19 protein-coding genes, 2 tRNA genes and 1 pseudogene are annotated in these 22,287 nt (G+C 35.8%); 13 read left to right on the top strand and 9 right to left on the bottom strand.

All coding sequences use genetic code 11. From position 1 onward, the window contains the following. Positions 1-126: 126 nt before the first annotated feature. The 10 genes and pseudogenes from HUB92_RS03975 to HUB92_RS03920 all read left to right on the top strand — a co-directional run bounded on the left by HUB92_RS03975 (position 127) and on the right by HUB92_RS03920 (position 11,563). Positions 127-202, top strand: a tRNA-His gene (locus tag HUB92_RS03975). A 187-nt stretch (positions 203-389) separates the two neighbouring features. Further along, positions 390-2,309 carry a tRNA uridine-5-carboxymethylaminomethyl(34) synthesis enzyme MnmG gene (gene mnmG / locus HUB92_RS03970; RefSeq protein WP_209472458.1) on the top strand — a complete coding sequence of 640 codons (1,920 nt, stop codon included), beginning with the start codon at positions 390-392 and terminating at the stop codon, positions 2,307-2,309. 8 nt (positions 2,310-2,317) lie between these two features. Further along, the gene (locus tag HUB92_RS03965; protein WP_209472456.1) at positions 2,318-3,985 is read left to right on the top strand and encodes an aminopeptidase P family protein; all 1,668 of its coding nucleotides are present in this window, start codon (positions 2,318-2,320) and stop codon (positions 3,983-3,985) included. A 121-nt stretch (positions 3,986-4,106) separates the two neighbouring features. Further along, the gene (locus HUB92_RS03960; protein ID WP_209472454.1) at positions 4,107-4,472 is read left to right on the top strand and encodes a hypothetical protein; all 366 of its coding nucleotides are present in this window, start codon (positions 4,107-4,109) and stop codon (positions 4,470-4,472) included. Positions 4,473-4,607: 135 nt separating this feature from the next. Beyond that, on the top strand, positions 4,608-4,895 hold the full coding sequence (locus HUB92_RS03955; protein ID WP_209472452.1) for a hypothetical protein: 288 nt from the start codon (positions 4,608-4,610) through the stop codon (positions 4,893-4,895). 77 nt (positions 4,896-4,972) lie between these two features. Then, complete coding sequence (locus HUB92_RS03950) at positions 4,973-5,617, top strand: alpha/beta hydrolase (RefSeq protein WP_015589325.1); 645 nt, start codon at positions 4,973-4,975, stop codon at positions 5,615-5,617. A gap of 5 nt (positions 5,618-5,622) precedes the next feature. After that, complete coding sequence (locus HUB92_RS03945) at positions 5,623-6,429, top strand: SDR family oxidoreductase (RefSeq protein ID WP_209472450.1); 807 nt, start codon at positions 5,623-5,625, stop codon at positions 6,427-6,429. Positions 6,430-6,661: 232 nt separating this feature from the next. Then, positions 6,662-7,748: pseudogene (locus HUB92_RS07265) on the top strand (IS3 family transposase). 171 nt (positions 7,749-7,919) lie between these two features. Further along, positions 7,920-10,496 carry a DNA polymerase I gene (polA, locus tag HUB92_RS03925; RefSeq protein ID WP_209472448.1) on the top strand — a complete coding sequence of 859 codons (2,577 nt, stop codon included), beginning with the start codon at positions 7,920-7,922 and terminating at the stop codon, positions 10,494-10,496. Between the two features lie 50 nt (positions 10,497-10,546). Then, positions 10,547-11,563, top strand: coding sequence for a hypothetical protein (locus tag HUB92_RS03920; protein ID WP_190321453.1), 1,017 nt, complete (start codon positions 10,547-10,549; stop codon positions 11,561-11,563). Between the two features lie 26 nt (positions 11,564-11,589). Here HUB92_RS03920 and HUB92_RS03915 read toward each other — a convergent pair whose 3' ends face one another. The 4 genes from HUB92_RS03915 to HUB92_RS03900 form a co-directional block, all read right to left on the bottom strand. Further along, positions 11,590-12,369 (bottom strand): exodeoxyribonuclease III, encoded by a 780-nt coding sequence (locus HUB92_RS03915; RefSeq protein ID WP_006279450.1) that lies wholly within the window; start codon positions 12,367-12,369, stop codon positions 11,590-11,592. Then, entirely contained in the window at positions 12,369-13,076 is a 708-nt protein-coding gene (locus tag HUB92_RS03910; RefSeq protein ID WP_209472446.1) for a uroporphyrinogen-III synthase, read from the bottom strand. The genes HUB92_RS03915 and HUB92_RS03910 overlap by 1 nt, the downstream gene beginning before the upstream one ends. 253 nt (positions 13,077-13,329) lie before the next feature. Further along, positions 13,330-13,827 (bottom strand): hypothetical protein, encoded by a 498-nt coding sequence (locus tag HUB92_RS03905; protein ID WP_010962975.1) that lies wholly within the window; start codon positions 13,825-13,827, stop codon positions 13,330-13,332. Between the two features lie 70 nt (positions 13,828-13,897). Then, a tRNA-Leu gene (locus HUB92_RS03900) sits at positions 13,898-13,982 on the bottom strand. A 62-nt stretch (positions 13,983-14,044) separates the two neighbouring features. Here HUB92_RS03900 and tldD point away from each other — a divergent pair. From tldD to HUB92_RS03885, 3 genes are all read left to right on the top strand, one after another. Beyond that, complete coding sequence (tldD, locus tag HUB92_RS03895; protein ID WP_010962974.1) at positions 14,045-15,463, top strand: metalloprotease TldD; 1,419 nt, start codon at positions 14,045-14,047, stop codon at positions 15,461-15,463. Between the two features lie 55 nt (positions 15,464-15,518). Beyond that, entirely contained in the window at positions 15,519-15,659 is a 141-nt protein-coding gene (locus HUB92_RS03890; protein ID WP_153296798.1) for a hypothetical protein, read from the top strand. Between the two features lie 90 nt (positions 15,660-15,749). After that, a complete protein-coding gene (locus HUB92_RS03885) occupies positions 15,750-16,997 on the top strand; it encodes an IscS subfamily cysteine desulfurase (protein WP_010081919.1) in 1,248 nt (415 codons plus the stop codon). 34 nt (positions 16,998-17,031) lie between these two features. On the opposite strand, the gene HUB92_RS03880 is transcribed toward HUB92_RS03885, so the two are convergent. From HUB92_RS03880 to HUB92_RS03860, 5 genes are all read right to left on the bottom strand, one after another. Next, on the bottom strand, positions 17,032-17,979 hold the full coding sequence (locus tag HUB92_RS03880) for an Rpn family recombination-promoting nuclease/putative transposase (protein WP_209472444.1): 948 nt from the start codon (positions 17,977-17,979) through the stop codon (positions 17,032-17,034). 279 nt (positions 17,980-18,258) lie between these two features. Next, positions 18,259-19,422 carry a 1-deoxy-D-xylulose-5-phosphate reductoisomerase gene (dxr, locus tag HUB92_RS03875; protein WP_070356952.1) on the bottom strand — a complete coding sequence of 388 codons (1,164 nt, stop codon included), beginning with the start codon at positions 19,420-19,422 and terminating at the stop codon, positions 18,259-18,261. A 72-nt stretch (positions 19,423-19,494) separates the two neighbouring features. Beyond that, on the bottom strand, positions 19,495-19,992 hold the full coding sequence (locus HUB92_RS03870; protein ID WP_010082318.1) for a hypothetical protein: 498 nt from the start codon (positions 19,990-19,992) through the stop codon (positions 19,495-19,497). A gap of 320 nt (positions 19,993-20,312) precedes the next feature. Beyond that, complete coding sequence (locus tag HUB92_RS03865) at positions 20,313-21,014, bottom strand: ABC transporter ATP-binding protein (protein ID WP_006279859.1); 702 nt, start codon at positions 21,012-21,014, stop codon at positions 20,313-20,315. After that, a complete protein-coding gene (locus HUB92_RS03860; protein ID WP_015589313.1) occupies positions 21,007-21,789 on the bottom strand; it encodes an MlaE family ABC transporter permease in 783 nt (260 codons plus the stop codon). Before HUB92_RS03860 ends, HUB92_RS03865 begins: the two co-directional genes overlap by 8 nt. Between the last annotated feature and the right edge of the window lie 498 nt (positions 21,790-22,287).

Here is a 22,287-nt window from a genome sequence, read left to right as displayed (position 1 = left end):
CAATTAACTATAATGGTAAAAGTATCAATGAAAATATTTATTGGCTAAACTTAAAACCCTCTGCAAAAGGAGAGTTAAATAATCAATTGACTATTTGCGCTCTTATGTTAGAAATTTTATATCTTGGCGGGCGTAGCTCAGTTGGTAGAGCGTCAGTTTGTGGTACTGAATGTCGCCAGTTCGATCCTGGTCGCTCGCCCCACTAAAACCCGATAATTTGAAAAACCGTCATCCCGCTGCTTGTTAGCGGGATCTAGAGATACCGTGACGGTATGACGTGAGTTAGCTATACATTGGCCACTGATGATTGAAATAGTTAATTACTGTAAAATTTGACATTAACTGCTAATAGTTAGAATATTAGTAGAGTAAGAATTACTCAAGAAGGCATGCATAAATATGATGTAGTAGTAGTAGGTGGTGGTCATGCAGGGTGCGAAGCTGCTGCTGCAGCTCGCCTTGGTGCAAACACGCTGCTTATAACTCATAAAATTTCAACTATAGGGGAAATGTCCTGCAATCCAGCAATCGGAGGAGTTGCAAAGGGCGTTGTAGTCAGGGAAGTTGACGCTCTTGATGGAATAATGGGAAGAGCAATCGATCAAGCAAGTATACACTCAGTCATTTTAAATAGCAGCAGAGGTGCAGCAGTATGGGGCCCGCGTGCACAGGCAGACCGAAAATTATACAAGCAAGCAATACAGGAAATTATTCTAAATTATAATAATTTGACGGTAAAAGAAGAGTCGGTTGACGATTTTCTTATAGAGAGTAATAACAATGGAGAATTGTGCATTAAAGCTGTAATAACAAGCTCAGGGGAGCATATACTGACAAGTAAAGTCGTTCTAACTACAGGGACTTTTCTGCGGGGTGTGATTCATATAGGAGAGCAGGTAACTCCTTCAGGGAGAATGGGAGATAAGCCTGCCGTAGAACTTGCAAATACGTTGAAGAAATATAATTTTAAATTAGGTAGATTGCGTACCGGAACTCCGCCAAGGCTTGATCGTGGCACTATAAACTGGTCAATATTGCAAGAACAAGTGGGTGATAATCCACCTGTGCCGTTTTCTTACTTAACAGAAAAAATTAATCAACCTCAGGTATCATGCTTTATTACCCATACTAATGAAAACACGCATAAAATAATTAGAGAGAATCTGCACAGGTCAGCTTCTTCGTATTTGGATGATATTATAGCACCAAGATACTGCCCATCCATTGAAACTAAGGTTAAAAAATTCGCAGAAAAAAGTAGTCATCAAATATTTTTAGAACCAGAGGGCTTGAATGATGATACTATATACCCGAACGGAATTTCAAATTCATTGCCTATTGAAGTGCAGTGTGAAATGATAAAGAGTATCAAGGGACTTGAAAATGCAGAAATACTAAGACCTGGATATGCAGTTGAGTATGACTATATTGATCCACGAGAACTAAGCCATACTCTTGAAACTAAGAAAATTAAAGGCCTATATTTTGCTGGCCAAATTAATGGCACTACTGGATATGAAGAAGCAGCAGGGCAAGGAATTATTGCCGGAATTAATGCAGCACTCTCTGCATCTGAAAAAAAAGAAAGCTTTGTTCTTCATCGCACAGACTCATATATCGGCGTAATGATAGATGATCTAGTCACCAAAGGGGTGATCGAACCTTATAGATTATTTACCTCACGTGCAGAATATAGGCTAGCTATCAGGTCAGACAATGCAGATAGAAGATTAACACAAAAAGGTTATGATATTTCCCTTGTTTCGCATGAGAGATACTCCGTTTTACAGAATAAACTTGAATCCATTAAGCAGCTTGAAGAGGAGTTAGGGAGTCTGACGATTACTCCTGAGCAGCTTAGGTCTTATGGTATCAAAATATCTTATGATGGGATAAGAAAAACGGCACTAGATTTACTTAGCTATCCAAACATCGACTGGAATAAATTACAAGAAATATGGCCGGAGTTAAGCAGCATCACGCGCTGGGATGGCACCGCAATGGGTAGCATAACTAAGAATGAAATATGCGAAGCGGTTGAAATTGAAGCAAAATACAAACCTTATCTAATAAGACAAGAAGCGGATATGAAGTTTTTACGAGAGGAAATTAACACTCAAATTCCAATTGATTTTAACTATTCACAAGTTAAAGGCCTGTCAAGTGAAGTAATAGAAAAGTTGCAGACGATAAAACCAGCGACGATTGGCATTGCAAAGCAAATACAAGGCATCACTCCTGCAGCGATAGTGAGCATATTAGTGTATTTGAGAAACAGGAAAACGAAAGTGGCTGCTAATTTTGTATGAGGTGTTCTATGTCAAAAATCGAAGAATTTCGTTCTTTTATGCACGAGATAAACGTTGATGCATTTATGTTGCATACTAAAGATGAATATTTAAATGAGTATTCAGAGGAGCTAACAAAGCTGTGTGGCTTTACAGGAACAAATGGGCTACTTATCGTTACAAAAGACAACAAGTGCCCATTTTTTACGGATGGACGCTATATCACACAAGCTCGCAATCAGCTCGATCGGGGCAATTTTCAAGTATATAATATACAAGAAGAGGATCCACGCGAATGGATAAAAGCAAACTTAACATCGACTGCCTCACTAGGTTATTATTTGCAATATTTTACCATAGAAGATATAAGAAAGTATGAGAATATCTGTAAATTAATACCCTGTTTAGCTGGAAAAAAAAGTGACTGTCGAAAACAAGCAGTGGTTTTACATTCTATTGAATATGCTGGTGAAAGTAGTAAGGACAAATGTGAAAAAATAGCTAAAAGCATAGATAAAGAAGCTGAAGTAGTGCTTTTAACTGATCCAAATTCAATTTCGTGGTTATTAAATTTAAGAAATGAAAATGCTAAATATACTCCATGTATATTGGGCCGTGCTATATTGTATAAAAGCGGTAATGTTGGTTTGTTTATTCAAGATAAAGAACATTCAACTATAGAAGCAAATTTAGGCAATCATATAAATATTTTTGATATTAGTGAGCTAGAAAATTCGCTGCACAAGCTAAATTCAATAGTCATGGATCCAAGCACAACTCCAATGAGTATCATGGCTGTAATAAAAGATAAACAGGTAGCTGAGAGAGAAGATCCTTGTCTAATTTATAAAGCAGCAAAAAACCAAACTGAAATAGCTGGGGCTATAAATGCGCATATCAGAGATGGAGTGGCAGTTACAAATTTTCTATATTGGCTTGAAAATAATGTTGGTACAGAACTTGAAGCTGAAGAAAAGATTTTAGAATACAGAAAAGAGCAGAATTTGTTTAAGCAACTAAGTTTTCCAATAATTTCAGCATTTAATGAGAATGGGGCAATAATTCACTATCGTGCAAGCAGTAAGACGAATAAAGTAATTCAGAAAGATGGACTGTATTTGATTGACTCTGGTGGCCAGTACCTTGACGGCACAACTGATGTGACAAGAACTGTAGCAATTGGCAATCCAACTGATGAACAAATAACCCACTATACAATAGTACTCAAAGCTCACATTGCTATAGCAAGTGTCATCTTTCCTCCTGGCACTACTGGTGGAGAATTGGATATATTAGCACGTACGCATTTATGGAAATTTGGAATGGACTATATGCATGGTACAGGGCATGGAGTAGGAAGTTACCTATCAGTACACGAAGGACCACAAGCAATATCAAAAAGTAATAAAGTGAAACTCACGCCAGGGATGATACTTTCCAACGAACCTGGCTATTACATTCCGGGAGAGTATGGAATAAGAATTGAAAATCTGATATATGTTGACAGGCAAGAAAACGGCTTCTTAAACTTTAAACAACTGACCTCTATTCCATATGATAGAAGACTAATAAATGTGCAAATGCTTACTAAGGATGAAATTGAATGGATAAATGGCTACCATCAATTTGTCTATAAAAACTTAGAAAATAGCGTAAAAGATAAGGAATGGTTAAAGAAGGTATGTGACCCTTTATAAGCAAAGGAGCATTTTTTATTATTTAAAAAGTATTAATGCAATTGTGACAGGTATTTTGTATTGTTTTTAATTTTAAAATAATATATAATAAAGAACACGTATTTTTAGGTAGGTTATAATTATGATAGACAAAGGGCAAGAAGATGAATTTATGAAGCAGTATATGGATACTTGCAAAGAGCAAATAGAAAAATTAGCTAAGGATCCTGGATTGCTTAATCAGACTTTAAAACCATTTATGCAAATGTCTCAGCAGCTTATGGCTGGCGGTATGTTAGAAGGGGCTATGCCTGGCATGATACCTGATTTGGGCAGTATGGATGTTAACAAGATGATTGCTCAGATGAAGGAAATGATTGACTACATAAGAGGTAACTATAAGGAACTAATGAAAGAGCACAGCTCGCAGATTCAAGAGCTTGATGAATCCAGTAAAAAGCTAAGAGGCTTAGTTAAAAAATTGATAGAAAAGATCGAAAGTAAGTAAATAACATCTGGATTTCTGTCATTCTATATACAACTTTCTAGTTGGACGGTAAGTCGAGGTCAATTATTGATGCCATGAAAGTAGCTGACACTGGTTCCTTTATGACGGCAGTGCCCAGAGGTGTCATTCCAGTGCTTGACACTGGAATCCAGGAAACTTAACTTTACACCAGGTAATAAGAACTGGATCCCAGTGTCAAGCACTGGAATGACAGCAATCCTACGTCATACCGCGATTCATTCCATAGCTGTACGAACATTGTCTAGCAGGAGGGTGTCATCCCAGTGCTTGACACTGGGATCTAGAAAAATTGATTGTGCACTATGCAACATTTTCGATCAAAAGCTGGATTCCAGTGTCAGCTACTTTCATCTGCCACGCGAATTGCCTGCAAATTGCAATGTTCATACAGTTATGAGCTAGTGTACATAATTGCACATGGGTTTTTACAAATTTGAAAATTAGTGTTAAATAAAAATATAAATGCAAAAGGAAAAGAAATGATTGAACTTAAAGGCCCAGAAATTTGTGCAGGCGGAAATAAGAAAAATTTGATTATTTTTTTACATGGTTGGGGCTCAAGTGGCGATAATTTCATTCACCTTGCTAAAGTTATGAGCAAGTTTTTACTGGGTTCATATTTTGCAGTACCCAATGCTCCGTTTGAAAGAGAAATAGGTGATGGTTATCAGTGGTTCAGCTTGGAAGATCGTAGTGAGGAAGCGCTATATAATGGAGTAAAAAATGCTACATCAATTGTAAATCATTTCATTGATACAAAATTAAAGGAGCTTAATTTAAAAGATACGCAACTTTCTTTAGTTGGATTTTCTCAAGGAGCAATGCTTGCAATACATACAGCTCTCACCCGCTCTCAATCCTGTGCATCAGTTGTTGCATACTCTGGTAGATTTCTTTCACCTTCAAAAACTGCACCAGAGATCAAGTCAAAACCTAACATATGTGTTATCCATGGTGATGCTGACGACGTGGTACCTTTTTCGTCCCTCGACTTAGCGGTTAAAGCTCTGAAAGAAAATGGAGTAAATGTTGAAGGACACCCAATTCATGCATTAGGGCATATTATTAATGAAGAGGGAATAAAATTAGGAGTAGAATTTATCAAGAAGAATTTTAAAAATTAATTTTCATGCACTTGTTTTGCTTTGGTTATGGATATGTAGCTAAATTTTTATCGAAAAAATTACTGAACTTAGGTTGGAAAGTCAGTGGCACATCAAGAAGTAAAGATATACAAAATGTAATCCTCTTTAATTATGAGAAGGTTAGCCAAGATCTGCTTAAAAGCGCAACGCACGTTTTAATTTCTATTCCTCCAGATGGTGATGATGTTGTGGAGAGATACGGTGATTGCCTGCAAAATGTTAAATGGTTTGGTTATTTGTCTGCAACTAGCGTCTATGGTGATCACTCTGGTAATTGGGTGAATGAGGAATCTGAAACAAAACCTATAGAAATCAGAGGAGAAAAGCGCCTTAGATCTGAAAGGAAGTGGCTGAATAGCAGATTGCCTGTACATATTTTTCGTTTAGCTGGAATATACGGTCCTGGTAGGAACGTGTTAATTGACTTGCAGCTTAGCAAAGCAAGAAATGTGAAAAAAGAAGGGCATTTTTTTTCTCGTATTCACGTTGAAGATATATCGAATATTTTATTTTCTTCCATGCAAAACATAAAACCTGGTGAAATATACAATTGTGCAGACGATTTACCCACTACACAATCTGAAGTGATAATGTATGCAGCCAAACTTCTCAATGTTAGCCCTCCAGAGCCAATTGAGTTACCAGATTATGCACAGAGTTTTTATTTAGGATCAAAAAGAGTAAGTAATGTTAAAATTAAAAAAGATCTTAATGTCTCTCTAATTTATCCTAACTACAAGGTGGGATTAGAGAGTTTGCATGTAAAAAAAACTGAAATCACATCAGAATGATAGATAGGCTTATTGTCACTGCCATTAAGTTAAGGAAAGAATGGTTAAAAACTGAACTAAAAAGTCAGAAATAATTAAGGATTTATGACAAATGCTGAAACAGAATAGAGTAAACTTTAAAGCAGATAAACTCTGAAGTGTAAATTACTTAAGAAATAGTGACCTTACCCAGAAAAAGTGGAGAGAAAGAAAAGAGTTTTTTTGGGTAAAATAAAATTTTGGAGGATTAGAAATGGTAAGAGAATATACGGCAGAATTCAAATTGGAAGCTGTTAAGCTGGCAAATGAACAAAGAAAGGTAGGTCAACCAGTTGCAAAAGTAGCAAGAGATCTAGGAATAAGGGATAGTGTATTAGGAAAATGGATGAAGAAATATAACGAAAAAAAGTCAGCGGCAAATGCATTTCCAGGTAGAGGTAACATGGCTCCTTACGACAAAGAGAGGTTTGATTTACAAAGCAAGAGTAACAAGGGAAAGAGACATTTAAAAAAAAGCCCTGGCCAGTCAAAAAGAGTAAAATATTTTTTTATATAGTAACTGCTATAAAGTACAGGAATTATGTAGGATTTTCTGCTAGTGGCTACTATAAGTGGACCACAAGAAAAATAAGCAGTAGAGAATCAGCAAATAAAGAGCTACTCGAAGCTATTCAAAAAATATATCAAGTTTCTAAATGTAGATATGGAGCTCCTAAAATTCATGCTGAATTGAAGGCTTTGGGTAAAAGTTGCAATTTGAAAACGGTGCAAAGTATTATGCAGAAAAATGACATCAGGGCTATACTGAGAAGAAAGTTTAAAATTAAAAAACAACAAACAGATAATAGAGCTGTAGCTCCCAATATACTAGATCAAAACTTTATTGTTGATCAACCAAATAAAGTATGGGATTACTTACATCAAAACCAAGGAGGGATGGCTATATTTGGCAGCAATAATTCTCACGTATGGTAGTTAATGAGTAGTGCAATAAATAAACAATTGGTTATGAACTCTTTATTAATGGCCATTAATAGGCGTAAACCTGTTAAAAATCTACTGCTGCACAGTGACCAAGGTTCACAATATACTGCGCAAGGGTATCAATATCTCTTAGCTGTAAAGAATATAGATGAGTAATAAAGGCTGTTGTTACGACAATTCTGTTGCAGAAAGCTTCTTTAGCTCATTGAAAAGAGAAATACTTATTGATACTTCACAACACTCTGCTCAACACACTAGAACTGCAATATTTGAATACATAGAAATTTTTTATAACAAACAACGTCACTATTAACTATTGCATTCCAGAACAATTTGATGCATCATTCTTTTTGTAAAAAACATTCCACACTTTCTCTCCACTTTTTCTGGGTAAGGTCATATGTGTACATCCCCATCATGAATGCTATTTTCGGTAAAATCTCTTACAACGCTCAAAAGCAGAAAAACAAAAACTTGATTTTCTCAGCTAAATAGTGGACCATCAAAAGCACGCATAAATATCTACAATGAAAGAAAAAACTTTCACAATCATCGATGGCTATGGTTTTCTTTTCAGAGCTTACTATGTACTACCTCACTTAATTACCACAACAGGAATGCCAATAGGTGGTGTATATGGCTTTCTGAATATGGTTCTTAAGTACATTGCCCATTCGGACTACTTAACTATAGCACTTGATGCAGGGAAAAAGAATTTTAGGCACAATTTATATCCTGAGTACAAAGCGAACAGAGTAACGCCTCCTGAGGATCTAACTCCACAGTTTACCATACTGAGGGAAGCGGTAGAAGCTTTTAACCTCAGCTATGAAGAGATTGAAGGTTATGAAGCAGATGATATAATTGCAACACTAGCTGCAAAATACGCCAACCACCAAGACTTTAAAGTGGTAGTCGTTTCATCAGATAAAGACTTATTTCAACTCTTGAACCACAATATTTTAATATTCGACCCCATTAAAAATATATATATAGATGAAAAACAAGTAATAGAAAAATTTGGTGTAAACTCACACAAGCTTCTTGATTTATTTTCTCTAACTGGTGATGCATCTGACAACATTCCAGGCGTTCCGGGAATAGGTCCGAAAACTGCAGCTAAATTACTGGATGAATTTGATTCATTGAATAATATTATAGAGAACATTGATAATATCGAGCAAACGAGGATTCGTAATATTCTCACCGAACATAAGGAAAAAGCTCTAATTTCAAGAGAACTTTTATCACTATGCGAAAAAGTAGACCTTCAACATGATATTGCAAAATATGAAGTCCATTCTCCAAATATGGAAAAACTATTATCCTTTTTAAAGAAGTATGAATTCAATTCCTTAATAGGGAAAGTGGAAAAGCTTTTTTCCTATAATGGGTCTAGCACAAAAGAGAAAATAGAATATAGTAGTGAAGAGTTAGAGAAATTTTTGGAGCATTGTAGATATGAAGGCAAAATTGCAATTCATTACCACCTTGAAAACAATGTATTAAGTCTATCTTATAGCGAAAGTAATATTTTTTATATAGAGCAAGACAGCATACAAGATGCACTCATTATAATTAACTTAACTTTGCTCTCAAATGGAGTGCTTAAAATAATACATAACATCAAAGAGATCAGGAAAATCTTCCCTACAGTAGAGAAGATGCTAGATTCAGTTGATGATTTGATGATAATGTCGTATAGCTTGGATACAGGAAAGCATGATCACAGTATTCCAAACATAGTTGCGCATAATTTGAGTGAAAATGCAGAAATTTTCTCGGCAAAAACTTTAATAGCAATTCATGAAAAGCTAAAGCAAAGGTTATTTCAGGAAAAATTGCTCACAATTTACGAGCGCTTCGATAAGCCACTTATGAAAGTAATATTTGATATGGAGAAAAATGGGATATTACTGAACATACAAAAATTACAGGAGCTGTCCGATAAATTTCAGCAGGTAATTGCCGTGCTTGAAGATGAGATATATAATTTGGCAGGAGAAAGATTTAATATTGCTTCGCCAAAACAATTAAGTGATGTTTTATTCAACAAAATGGGGCTTAATAAAAAGAAAAAGTCAAAAAAATCTGGATCGTATAGCACCAATTATGAAGTTCTAGAGGCACTCGAAGAAGAAGGGGTAGAAATTGCAAGTAAAATCTTAAATTGGCGACATTTAAGTAAATTAAAAGGCACCTACACTGATGCATTAATAAAGCAAGTTGATCCACTTGATGGTAGAATACACACAAGCTTTTCAACGACTGCAACTGCAACTGGAAGGCTGAGCTCCAGCAATCCTAATTTACAGAATATTCCTATCAGAAGCGAAGAGGGAAATCTTATCAGACAAGCATTTATTGCGCCAAAAGGGCATAAGATAATTTCTGCTGACTATTCGCAAATAGAATTAAGACTCCTGGCACACGTTGCAAACGTTGCAGCATTTAAAGAAGCTTTTGCAAACGGACAAGATATTCATGAGATCACCGCAAGGCAAGTTTTTGGAGTGCAAGAAATAGATGAGCAATTAAGACGCAAAGCAAAATCCATCAATTTTGGAATTATATATGGCATTAGCCCATTTGGTCTTGCAAAGCGGCTTGGAATTACCATTGCGGAAGCTGCTGAATACATTAATTACTATTTTTCCTGTTACCCAGAAATAAAGGCCTATATGGAAAAAACAGTGTCTATCGCAAGATTGCATGGTTATGTAGAAACTTTGTTTGGCAGGAGATGCTTTGTAAGAGACATAAACAATACAATTCCTTATATAAGACAATTTGCAGAAAGGGCAGCAATAAACGCACCACTGCAAGGAACCGCTGCTGATATAATAAAACGTGCGACAATTCAGCTTTTTGACCAATTGAAAGTAGGTAAAATAATCCTCCAGGTTCACGATGAACTACTGGTTGAAGTAGAGGACGAAAAGGTACAAGAAACAGCAAAACTTATGAAAGATATAATGGAAAATGCAATAGAAATTTCTGTACCACTTGAAGTAGAAATAAAAGTTGGCGACAACTGGGGTCTAAATTCCCTTAATTATGACTTAAACATCGTGAATTCTAGGAGTATAGATTATTTGAATTAATATGAAAAATATGCTACAATTGAAGTATAGTAAATGTGAGTAACTCAGTTATGACAAAAATATTAACTCCACAAACAAAGAATTTGGAACCTTCAAATCAGGTAACTAACAAAGATGAGAAAATTTTTGAAAAAGAGGAACATCAGGTAATCTATGATTACTTTGTAAAAGTATTAGAAGGTAAAGCCGAATTAAAGGAGAACAAAGAAATAACTGATTATTTTATATCAGCTTATAAGGACATACTACTTAATAATGTCAATCCAAAAGATATAAAACCACTCAGTGAAGAGAATTTTTCTCAGTTTTTACTTTCTATGTTTAAAGAAATTAGAGAGCAAGGCTTAGCTAGAGAAGAGAAATTAAATAATGATAAAATACAACAAATAATAACCAAGTGTGTAGCTGATATACGGGGTACAGAAGCTAAAGATTCATCCATAAAGTTTGTATTGGAAATGCTGCTGCTAATTGGAGGGATCAAAATAGACCCGAAAAATATTTCTGGCTCCTTTATGGATGGGATGAAAGAAAAAATACCATTCTTAGGTAAAGACAAGAAAGAAGAGGATGAACCACCACTCAGTGATGAAGAGATGGTAACAACGTTCTTAAGCAAGATCTTTTTTCCTGTCCTTCTTTCCACTATTCCAATGTTAATTTTTGGTCCTACTACACTCGGAGTAGTTCTTACTGCTATCGGCACAATATTTGCCATAAAAGGAGGAGTGGAGGTTCTTTTTTCAAATAACAAAAAAGGTACTTTGTATGACCCTAGCTCACAAGATAAAGATGATACAGAAAAGAGAGCAAAACTGAATGGAAAAATTCTCGAGGGCATTGATGATATTTTAAAAACCCCAGTTACAGAAGTTGAGAAAGGCACCTCTGTTTCTGAACAAATTTCCCAAGGAAAAGAAAAGAGTGAACAACAGCCTGTTCCTGAGCAAATTTCCCAGGTAGGAAACGAAAAAAGTGAGCAGCACGATCAATCTTGGACAGGAAAGGAAAACAAACGAAGGGAAAAACCACAGAGCAGCAAAGGTAAGACTACTCAGGTTTGCTAAAAGTGAATTGTGTAAGAGATCTGCTATTATTCTATAGCACATACAACAGGAGTATGGTCAGACGGATTTTCTAGCTTACGCAATCTATCATCTATGTAGCATGTTTCCAATTTATCTACAGCTTGTGGTGATAACAGCATATAATCTATTCGCATTCCTTGATTATTTCTGAGTGAATTGCCTTGATAATGCCACCAAGTGAATTGTTGCAAATTTGGGTGAGATATTCTAAACGCATCTTTAAACCCAAGATTCAAGATCGCTCTTAACTTCTCACGTTCTCTTATATGAAAGCACACTTGGCCATTCAATAAGTTTGAATCAAAGACATCAATTTCATCCGGTGCAACATTATAATCGCCAGCTATAATAGTTAACTCTTCATTCTTTAACAAAGTGCTCATCCTTTCATATAGATTATCAAAAAACTTGAGTTTATATTCAAATGCTTGAGAGTCCGGGCTTTGACCGTTTGGAACGTATACACTTCCCACCCTTACCTTCTGATTATTGTGCTTTATTATGCACTCTATATAACGCGCTTCTTGATAACCTTCTACGATATCAATCTTAAACTTCTCCAGTATCGGATATTTAGATAAAACACAAACGCCATTTCTTGCAACTTGTCCATAGACAGCACATTCATATCCCAGCTTCTCTATCTCTGCATAAGGAAATTGCTCTTCCATACATTTTATCTCTTGCAGCAAAATTATATCTATCTGACTATCAACTATAAAACTACAAAGTTGGTTAACTCTTTTACGTATGGAGTTTACATTCCAAGTTGCAATCTTTAGCATCAACAATCCTTATTAATTATATCAATTAAACTCTCCCCAGTAGGCAACCTCGATGTTATAATTTTTTTCCATTTGATTAACTTTAAACTATCAGCAATGTTTTTACTCATGGTATATGCAACTGCATTATTCATCACATGAGATAACCCACTTTTTAGAACTAATGAACAAAATATCCTTGCTGTCTGTGAGGAAAAAAAAGCAACACTATCAATTTTACCATCCAATAGTAAATTTTTACACCTATAAGTTAGATTCCTTTTTATAATTGTTTTATAGAGTACAACTTCTCTTACGTTAAAATCTTCTTCAGATAATCTCTTTTTTAGGTTACATGATACTTCTTGTCCCCTTATATACAAGAACTTTATTGCGTTTGAATAATGAGCTTTTATGAATGATATCAGACCATCAACGTTGCTGTCTGCTGAGATTATATCAGAAAATCCCAAATTTTTTGCAGCCTGCATGGTTGAATTACCAACTGTAATAATCGGAAAGTCATCCTCTTTGCATATTTGACTAAGAGCCTTTACACTGTTTTTACTTGTAGATATCACAACGTCAAATTCGTACGCAGATATATCAGGATTTAAGTACTTTATTGTGAATACTGGTTCTATAAAAACTTTGTATCCATACTTTCTCAATATATTTCTTGTATTGAACGAGTCCAATAAAGGCCTCGTTAATAAAATAGACTTCATTCTGATTTATTTCACTACTAGTAAAATAGTACCCTTTATACACAAATTACTGAATAAAAACTTTTATTTTGATAGCTTGAGCAATTATTCAAGTAATTGATGTGGAAGTAGGAGTACTAAGCGCTCCTACCCCAATAAGCCCACAATTTCTGCTTACACTTTTTTGACGCTAATTACATCGAACTCTTTTGAATGGCTTCCTTCAGTGGAATTATATAGCTAATATTCCTGTATAAGTTAAATAAGTTAATACTTAAGCTTGTACTCTTGCAGTATTTGAAGAGAGATTCTCAAGGACGTTTTTTGTCTGTGGTTCACTAATCATAGTTTGAACGATATTAGCTGCCATAATAACACAGCCTAGAATAAAAAAAGGCGTAGAAACAAAATAAATAACAGAAGACTCAAAAAGCGACATAGATGCAATACCTCCTATTAGAAATGAAGCACTGGATGCTATATCAAGATAGATCTTTGTTAACTTTTTTTGTCCTGGAGTGTTTTTTATGCCAGATTTCTTATTAAGATTCTGTTGTCGGGAATGATCATTTAGTGACCATATATTTAAAGCAAACGAAAGTGCACTGAATATAGTGCCGGCAATACTAAAATACAGACTTAAGACAGGAATATTCAAGACCAATGCCGCTATGTATCCAATGAAAGAGATAGTAGATAGTGTAGTAACTAAGCGTTTCGAGTAAGTTCGTACCTTCTTTCTGTAGGCTAACTTATCTTTTTCACCATACATAGCATAAATATTACCTAATATGTTATATTATAACATTAATTAATTCAATAAGCAATATGGAAGCTAAGAGTGCCCGAGAGAAGACTTGAACTTCCACAACTTAAAAAGTTACTAGCACCTGAAGCTAGCGCGTCTACCAATTCCGCCACCCGGGCTTTTTATAGTTTACTATGTTAAAGTTAAATAATATACTTAAACAATTTTTAGTTCAAAGGTAATGCCAAATCTAGATCAAATATTTTTTGCTCAAAACAATGTTAATATTAATAACGTATATAAAATAGTCAATAACGCTTTGAGCAATAGCGATGGTGGTGAGCTGTTTCTAGAATTTTGCCAGTCGGAGTCCCTGGTTTTTGAGGATAACATATTAAAACACATGGACTTGAATACTAGAAGGGGATTTGGTTTAAGGTCTTTTTGTGAAGATAGTACATCTTTCGTTTGTTCTTCTGAGATCAGCGAAAAAGAAATTAGTAATGCTGCTTCTATGGTAAAAAGCTCAGTGTCTTTAAACAAGACAAATTCAATAAATTTAAACGAAGAGACAAAAAGCCTATATTCGAGGATTAACCCTATAAATGAAATGGATCTGAATTCAAAGATTAAGCTACTCAATGAGGTTAATGAGTATGTAAGGTCCAAAAATAACTGCGTGAAGCAAGTAAAAATAACTCTAAGTGGAGAATGGCAAGTTGTACAAATAATAAAGGGTGATCACAGATTAAGCGATATCAGGCCTCTGGTACGTTTTAATGTGCTAGTCATTGTAGAAAAAGATGGCCGTACCGAAAGAGGTTCTGCAGGGCATGGTGGAAGGGACTCTTATAGTAAGTTTATTTCTGAGAAAAAGTGGAAAGAAGTTGCAAACCAAGCGTTAGAACAAGCACTGGTAAATCTTGAAGCAATTCCAACTCCAGCCGGAGAAATGACAGTCGTTTTAGGTCCAGGCTGGCCAGGAATATTGTTACACGAAGCCGTGGGTCATGGACTTGAGGGCGACTTCAATCGCAAAAAAGTCTCAGCATTTTCAAATTCTGTGGGTAAACAAGTAGCAGCTAGTGACATCACAGTAGTTGATGACGGAACTCTGCCCAATTTGCGCGGCTCTATCAGCGTAGACGATGAAGGCACTCCACCCAGTTATAATATATTGATAGAGGATGGGATCCTAAAAGGATACATGCAGGATCATATGAACGCTAAACTCATGGGTGTAAGCCCAACTGGTAATGGTAGAAGAGAAAGTTATAAAGAAGTTATTATGCCGCGCATGACAAACACCTATATGTTGCCCGGAAAGTATACACCGAAGGAAATAATATCTAGCGTAAAGAAAGGTCTATATGCAGTAAATTTCGGTGGTGGGCAGGTTGATATAACGTCAGGAAAATTTGTTTTTTCATCTTCGGAAGCTTACCTAATAGAAAATGGCAAAATTACACAGCCAGTAAAAGGAGCAACACTAATTGGTGACGGTCCAACAGTGTTGAAAAAAGTATCTATGGTTGGTAATGACTTAAAGTTAGATCCTGGTGTTGGCACATGCTCGAAAGATGGACAAAATGTGCCCGTTGGAGTTGGTCAGCCGACACTCAAAGTCGACGCAATAACTGTTGGTGGAACTGAGATATAGATAAGGGCTAAAACGGATTCCAGCGCACGGCGCACAGCTGTACAAACATTATGATTTGGAAGCAATTGCCACCAATAGGGTGTCATCCCAGTGTCTGGGCACTGCCTTTGTGTTTGAGGCAAAACTGGCTATAACATTTAACACACTGCTTTCGCAAATAAATGTTCGTACAGTTATGTGTCAGCTACTTGGATGACACTTTTGTACTTGATGCAAGATTATATCTTGAAAAAATTAAGTTTTAATGCTATAAAATAATTGTAAATTTTGTCTCCGTGGTAGCTTTATGAATGTTGAAAGTAAAAAAATACACGATGCTAAAATAAAATTACCAATATTTCTTGATTATCAATCTACTACTAAAGTAGATCCCCGTGTTTTAGAGGTGATGATACCTTACTTTGGTGAGTTCAGCAATGCACACTCTCGCAGCCATTCATTTGGTTGGACTGCTGAAGAAGCAGTGGAAAAAGCAAGGAAACACATCGCTGATCTGGTGAACGCAGATAGCAAAGAAATTATCTTTACCTCAGGTGCAACTGAGTCAAATAATACGGCAATCAAGGGCGTTGCTCACTTTTATAAAAATAAAGGAAATCATATAATCACTGTCTGCACGGAGCATAAGTGTGTTCTGGATTCTTGTCGGCATCTGGAAAATGAAGGCTTTAAAGTTACATATTTGCCTGTTAAGCAAAACGGAATTATAGATTTATCAAAGCTTGAGGAAGCAATTACTGATAAAACAATTTTGATTTCAGTAATGATGGTAAATAATGAAATCGGAGTAATTCAGCCTGTAAAGGAGATTGGTAAAATATGCAGAAAGCATAATATATTTTTCCATACAGATGCAGCTCAAAGCTTTGGAAAAGTTCCAATTGATGTTAATGAGATGTGCATTGATCTTATGAGTCTCTCTAGCCACAAAATTTATGGACCTATGGGAATAGGCGCATTATATGTACGTAGAAAGAATCCTCGTGTTAGGCTGATACCACTAATTAGTGGTGGTGGACAGGAAAGAGGCATGCGTTCTGGAACAGTTCCAACACCTCTTGCAGTTGGTTTTGGTGAAGCGGCACGTATTGCTAGAGAAGAAATGAAAAAAGAAACAACTAGAGTGGAAGAATTAAGGGATATTTTGTATAACAAGATAAAAGAAGCGTTTCCTGATATCGTTTTAAATGGTGATTATGAAAATAGAATTCCTGGCAACCTAAACTTGAGCTTTCCCTATGTTGAGGGTGAGTCTCTCATCATGGCAATCAAGGATTTAGCAGTAAGTTCTGGTTCTGCGTGCACGTCTGCGTCTCTTGAGCCTTCCTATGTAGTACGGTCGCTAAATAATGGCCATGACCTTGAGCATTCATCAATTAGATTTGGCCTAGGCCGATTTACAACTAGAGAAGAAGTTTTGTATGCAGCAGATCTTGTTGCTAAAAATGTTGGCCGACTGAGAGAAATGAGCCCACTTTGGGAGATGGTACAAGAAGGAGTAGATTTGAACACCGTGAAATGGGACTCTCATTAAATGTATCCGTTCCAACTGCAAATGCACTTTGAAATTACTCTGTACCGTTCACACTTAATTCTTCAATCTCACTAATAGAAAGGCCAGTAAATTTGACAATAGTGTTGACATCAACATTGTTAGCCAGCATTGCTTTTGCGACTTCGATTTTTCCTTCGATTTTTCCTTCGATTTTTCCTTCAATTTTCCCTTCCTCTTTACCGATTTTGATGCCTCTTTCTTCGCCAATTTGGATGCCTTTTTCAGTAGCAAGGTCAAGTCTGTATTCAAGAATGGCTTCTTCTTTCCGTAGATCCATTATTCTTTCTTCATAAGCTACTAAATCTTTTTCATTCCAGCTAAACCTGTCTAATTCATCGTAGGCTAACTTTATTATTGGTGCTTTTTCTGCTATTTTCCTTAAGTCTTCTTCCGTAGTTTCATCTGCATATTTGAAGAAAAATAACCAACGATCCACTATGCTTTCTAGCTGTTCTTCCTTATTCTTAGGAAATTTAGGTAGTTCAATAAATACAAATTGAAAATCTTTTAAGTCATGCTCATTGGTTTTCTCATCTCTTATAGTGTGGCTGGATATATAATCAAGCTTATCAGGAAATAAATTACAATTAGAGATAGCAATAAAGAAAACCTTCTTTAAATCAATGTACTTACCAGATTTATCAGCTTGCCTTGAGTAAGCCTTAGCAGCATATAGTTGAGCTCGTTTTTCGAAGCCTTTATCGCGAGTGAGCTGCATTTCAATCACATACCTAGCCCCACTAGAGTCCCTGCAAAGAACATCAACTATACTTTGCTTATCAGAGGCAATTTCAGGATCCATTATAGTACTGAGGAATTCCACTTCTTGTATAGTATTTATCTCGGTAAACCCTAAAATATCATTCAAAAAATGTATGAGAATATTCTTATTTTTTTCAGTGCCAAATATTTTTTTGAAGGTTAAATCCAGCTTAGGGTCGAGAAACTTAGATAAAGCCATAGCCAAAGTGCTTAAAAATATTAATAATTATACACTATTATTAACAATTATTCAACCATATTTTTGAAGATAGCTATGCCGCCGCGAACCGTCATACCGCCGCGGTATCTCTAGATCCCGCTAACAAGCAGCGGGATGACGAATTACTTAACCGTCATACCACCGCGAACCGTCATACCGCCGCGGTATCTCGGCATAGATTCCGCTAACAAGTAGCGGAATGACGATTGTGTATCGTGTTTTGCTAAAAATCACAGAATGCAGTCTGGTTACATTACTCTAGCTATACGCAACAACTTTACTTTCAACAATTTTGTGAGCAATAATACGACTTTCATAATCAATATTTATTATATCAGATAGTGAATTAATATCAGTATAACTACCAAAACTTTCCATTGTTGATTCCACTACCTCTACTATTTTTAAAAAGCCGATTCGTGACTTCAAAAATTCATTAACAGCTATTTCATTTGCAGCATTGAGCACAATACTGTTTGTTTGTGGAGCAGAAGAGTTTAACACTGCCATGCTAAGCTTTAGCGCAGGAAAACGCTTATGGTCTGGTTCTTGAAAGGTCAATTTTCCTTGCTTTGTTAAATCTAATTTACGATTTAAAGCTGATCTTTCCGGCCAAGATAGAGCATATGAAATAGGAATTGCCATGTCAGTTTCTGCAAGCACAGCAAAGTTGAACCCATCCTTATAAGTTACAATTCCATGTACTATTGACTCAGGATGCACTATTGCTTCAATTTTATCCGGGCTGATATTAAACAAGTTATGTGCTTCTATTATCTCTAGTGCCTTATTCATCATTGTTGCGCTATCAACCGAGATTTTCTTTCCCATATTCCAAGTGGGGTGACTAAGCGCCTTATCTACCATAACATTTCTTAATTGCTCAAGGCTATAATTTAAGAATGGTCCACCAGAAGCAGTAAGTATGATCTTTTCTACGCATTTGTCGTCATTTTGCAAAATTTGAAAAATTGCATTGTGCTCAGAGTCAATAGGGATTATTTGTACATTTTTTTCTTTAGCTTTTTTGAGTAATAACTTTCCACCGCAAACAATGCTTTCTTTGTTTGCCAATGCAATGACTTTGGTACCGCTTTCTATAACTTCCATAACTGGCCCAAGGCCTGCAATGCCAACTATTGCAACAACTGAGAGATCAACAGGTATGGTAGCAATATTTGTAGCACCAATTGCTATTTTTACATCTGTACCAAGTAAACTTTCTTTCAAATCTTTGTAAAGCCTTTCATCGGAGATAGCAACATATTTTGCATTTAGCAGTTTTGCTTGGTGTGCCAGTAGAGCAAAGTTCGAATGGGCACTTAGTGCTTCCACTTGGTATTCTTCTTTTCTCTTTGAGAGCAAATCTACAGTCTTTTTTCCAACACTTCCTGTTGATCCCAAAACTGAAACCTTTTTCACTAAGACAAACTCATAACAACAGCAACTTTTCTTATTAGGCCTTCTTCCAACTATTCAATAGTTTTTAAGTGTTTAACCAAGTTCATGTCCGTGGTCATCGCCAACAGATGGTGAAGGACCAGGTGAAAAAGATTGACCATGGTGATCACCTGCATCATGCATGTCTTGCAAACCATCAGCATTATGAGCTATTTCGTTATTGGCATGAGGGTAATCATCTGAGTGATGTCCATCATCACCATGAGCCATATCCATTTCTTCTGATGGCATATCTTCCCCACCTCCACCTGAAAAATATTCTGCAAGGCCTTCAAGAAGTTTTATGCCAAACATATTACCTGACTTTCCAAACAATGTTACTAGACTACTGCCACTCACCAAACCTTCAAACACGTTACTATAAGCAGCAATTGCTCCTTCATGAAAGTTGAACAACCATTTCATTCCATCGACAACTGTTGAAACAGAGTCACTATGACCAAGACCAAAACCACTTTTCTCACCAGCAGCCTCTTGGTGTTGCTGCTGCGCTTGCCATTCTGCAATGTTTGGACCTTGAGCTTCACTCATAAATTTTTACTCTCAACCTTAAGCTATTATTTTATCACAAATATTGCAAAATATCAATAGAGCTTTTGAATATAGCTAATACAAACAATTTCTGTCATCCTATATATAGCTAAACTGACTTACGACAATTTGAAAAACGACAAATTCGTCATTCCGCTACTAGTTAGCGGAATCTATGCCGAGATACCGCGAATGAATCGCGGTATGACGTGTTAGCTATAGGATCCAGTTTGAAAAAAATCTGAATTCCAATGTTCACTACCTTTTACAAAGTTAAAACTTAAAAATATGACTGTTAGCAATAGTGTATATATCTTTAGCTATATATAATGAATGAATTTTTTTATATATTCGTTATTAGTATTTTGTATTTCCTGAACAGTTCCATGGGAAATGATCTCCCCTTCATATAATACTGCTATTTTATCAGCTATTTTAAATGCGCTATGAATATCATGTGTAATCGTGATAATTGTAGGGTTAAGATCTCTAGATAATTTTATTATTATCTCGTTTACTATATCTGACATAATTGGGTCCAATCCTGAAGTTGGTTCATCCAAAATAATGATTTCTGGATTGTGTGCAATCGCCCTTGCAAGTGCCACTCTTTTTTTCATTCCACCTGATAGCTCTATTGGAAACATATCTGCTATGCTTTCCTCCAGTCCAACATCATTTAACTTCTCGATTGCTAGCTGTTTTGCCTCTTTTTTGCTGATATTAAAGCGCTTTTTATAATTAAAAGATATATTTTCCCACACTGTAACGTAGTCAAATAAAGCGGAATTTTGAAATAAAACCCCAAATTTATTTTTGCTTTTACTATTTATTTTAACAGACCCTGAGTCTGGAGCAAGCAAGCCGATAATTGTTTTTGTTAATACAGATTTGCCGCTTCCTGAGCCACCAAGTATGACTAATGATTCCCCTTTTAATATATCAAAATTTAGATCTTTTAGTACTGTCCTATCATCAAAAGATAAGCTTAAGTTCAATATTGATATTATGGGGTTACGCATGTATCAAAGTAATCATGTAGTTTGCTAAAATGATCAGTATGGACGATAAAACAACAGTTGATGTTGTAGCAACACCTACTCCTCGTGCACCTTCTTTGCAATGGTAACCGTAATAGCAGCTTGAGACAGAAATTATGGCGCCAAATACAGTTGCTTTTATTAGCCCAGTTATAAAATCATACGTATTAAAGAACTGAGCTGTGTGTTTAATGTATATATTTAAATTGTGGTTAAATTCGAAGACTGCAGTGATACATCCTCCAAATATTCCTATTAAATCTGCACATACTGTAAGTATGGGAAATACTATGATTGACGCTAAAATCCTTGGTGCAATTAAATATTTAAAAGGGTTGATGTTCAAGGTTGTAAGTGCATCTATTTGCTCGGTGATGCGCATTGTACCAATTTCTGCTGCAACTGATGATCCAACCTTTCCTACCATTATTAAGCTGATCAAAACTGGTCCTAACTCTTTAATGATAGTGATCGTAACAAGTTTGGGTATTATCTGTTCTTGGTTAATTAATGGGTCACTCAAGCTACTTTGTAAAACTATTGCCGCTCCTATAAAAACTCCAGTGAGCCCAACAATTGGCAGAGAGAAAAAGCCTATCTCTATAATTTGTCTTGCTATGTTGCTAAAATAATATGGTGGCACAAGGCAGTGGTATAGAGATTGAATAAAAAATATGAATGCACTACCAAGCCTTAACAAAAAATTGATAAAGTACCTACCAATTATTCTAACACTATTTATATCAAAAAAGCTCACTTTGTATTCATTTTAGCTAGAGGTTAGTCTTACTGATTTTATTAAAATTTTTATTAACTTTATCGTAAAGTATAGCTGAGATATGTTTTAAGTTCAACATACTTGATGTTTTAATTTAAAGCTCATATAGCTAACCCAAGAAAGGTTTCCCTACGTCATACCGCCACGGTATCCACAACTGTACGAACGTTGTAGTTTGGGAGCAATTCCCACCAGTGGGCCAGTGCCCAGACACTGGGATCCAGCTTCTATGCAACTTAATTAAAAACGTTTGTTTTAGCGTAAGACAACTACCTTTAGCTCATCAGCTCAGTTATAAGCAAAATTTCTGGATTCCAGACTGGAATGACATCATCTGTTGTGCAATTTACCTTCAAAAATGAATGTTTGTACAGCTATGGATTCATTCGCGGTATAGATTCCGCTAACGAGTAGCGGAATGACGGTTTTTCAAATTGTAGAGCCACTTTAGCTATAGAACTCAATTACATAAGCAAA

Source organism: Wolbachia endosymbiont of Wiebesia pumilae, assembly GCF_017869285.1.
In the GTDB taxonomy this organism is placed as follows: domain Bacteria; phylum Pseudomonadota; class Alphaproteobacteria; order Rickettsiales; family Anaplasmataceae; genus Wolbachia; species Wolbachia pipientis.
This window is presented reverse-complemented; position numbering and strand designations above follow the sequence as displayed.

Excerpts from the sequence above, each read along its gene's own strand:
- tldD (WP_010962974.1), top strand. The coding sequence starts at position 14,045 with ATGCCAAATCTAGATCAAATATTTTTTGCTCAAAACAATGTTAATATT.
- HUB92_RS03920 (WP_190321453.1), top strand. The coding sequence starts at position 10,547 with ATGACAAAAATATTAACTCCACAAACAAAGAATTTGGAACCTTCAAAT.
- HUB92_RS03915 (WP_006279450.1), bottom strand. The coding sequence starts at position 12,369 with ATGCTAAAGATTGCAACTTGGAATGTAAACTCCATACGTAAAAGAGTT.
- HUB92_RS03950 (WP_015589325.1), top strand. The coding sequence starts at position 4,973 with ATGATTGAACTTAAAGGCCCAGAAATTTGTGCAGGCGGAAATAAGAAA.
- HUB92_RS03910 (WP_209472446.1), bottom strand. The coding sequence starts at position 13,076 with ATGAAGTCTATTTTATTAACGAGGCCTTTATTGGACTCGTTCAATACA.
- HUB92_RS03885 (WP_010081919.1), top strand. The coding sequence starts at position 15,750 with ATGAATGTTGAAAGTAAAAAAATACACGATGCTAAAATAAAATTACCA.
- HUB92_RS03865 (WP_006279859.1), bottom strand. The coding sequence starts at position 21,014 with ATGCGTAACCCCATAATATCAATATTGAACTTAAGCTTATCTTTTGAT.
- HUB92_RS03965 (WP_209472456.1), top strand. The coding sequence starts at position 2,318 with ATGTCAAAAATCGAAGAATTTCGTTCTTTTATGCACGAGATAAACGTT.
- HUB92_RS03945 (WP_209472450.1), top strand. The coding sequence starts at position 5,623 with ATGCACTTGTTTTGCTTTGGTTATGGATATGTAGCTAAATTTTTATCG.
- HUB92_RS03880 (WP_209472444.1), bottom strand. The coding sequence starts at position 17,979 with ATGGCTTTATCTAAGTTTCTCGACCCTAAGCTGGATTTAACCTTCAAA.
- HUB92_RS03960 (WP_209472454.1), top strand. The coding sequence starts at position 4,107 with ATGATAGACAAAGGGCAAGAAGATGAATTTATGAAGCAGTATATGGAT.
- polA (WP_209472448.1), top strand. The coding sequence starts at position 7,920 with ATGAAAGAAAAAACTTTCACAATCATCGATGGCTATGGTTTTCTTTTC.
- HUB92_RS03870 (WP_010082318.1), bottom strand. The coding sequence starts at position 19,992 with ATGAGTGAAGCTCAAGGTCCAAACATTGCAGAATGGCAAGCGCAGCAG.
- mnmG (WP_209472458.1), top strand. The coding sequence starts at position 390 with ATGCATAAATATGATGTAGTAGTAGTAGGTGGTGGTCATGCAGGGTGC.
- HUB92_RS03905 (WP_010962975.1), bottom strand. The coding sequence starts at position 13,827 with ATGTATGGTGAAAAAGATAAGTTAGCCTACAGAAAGAAGGTACGAACT.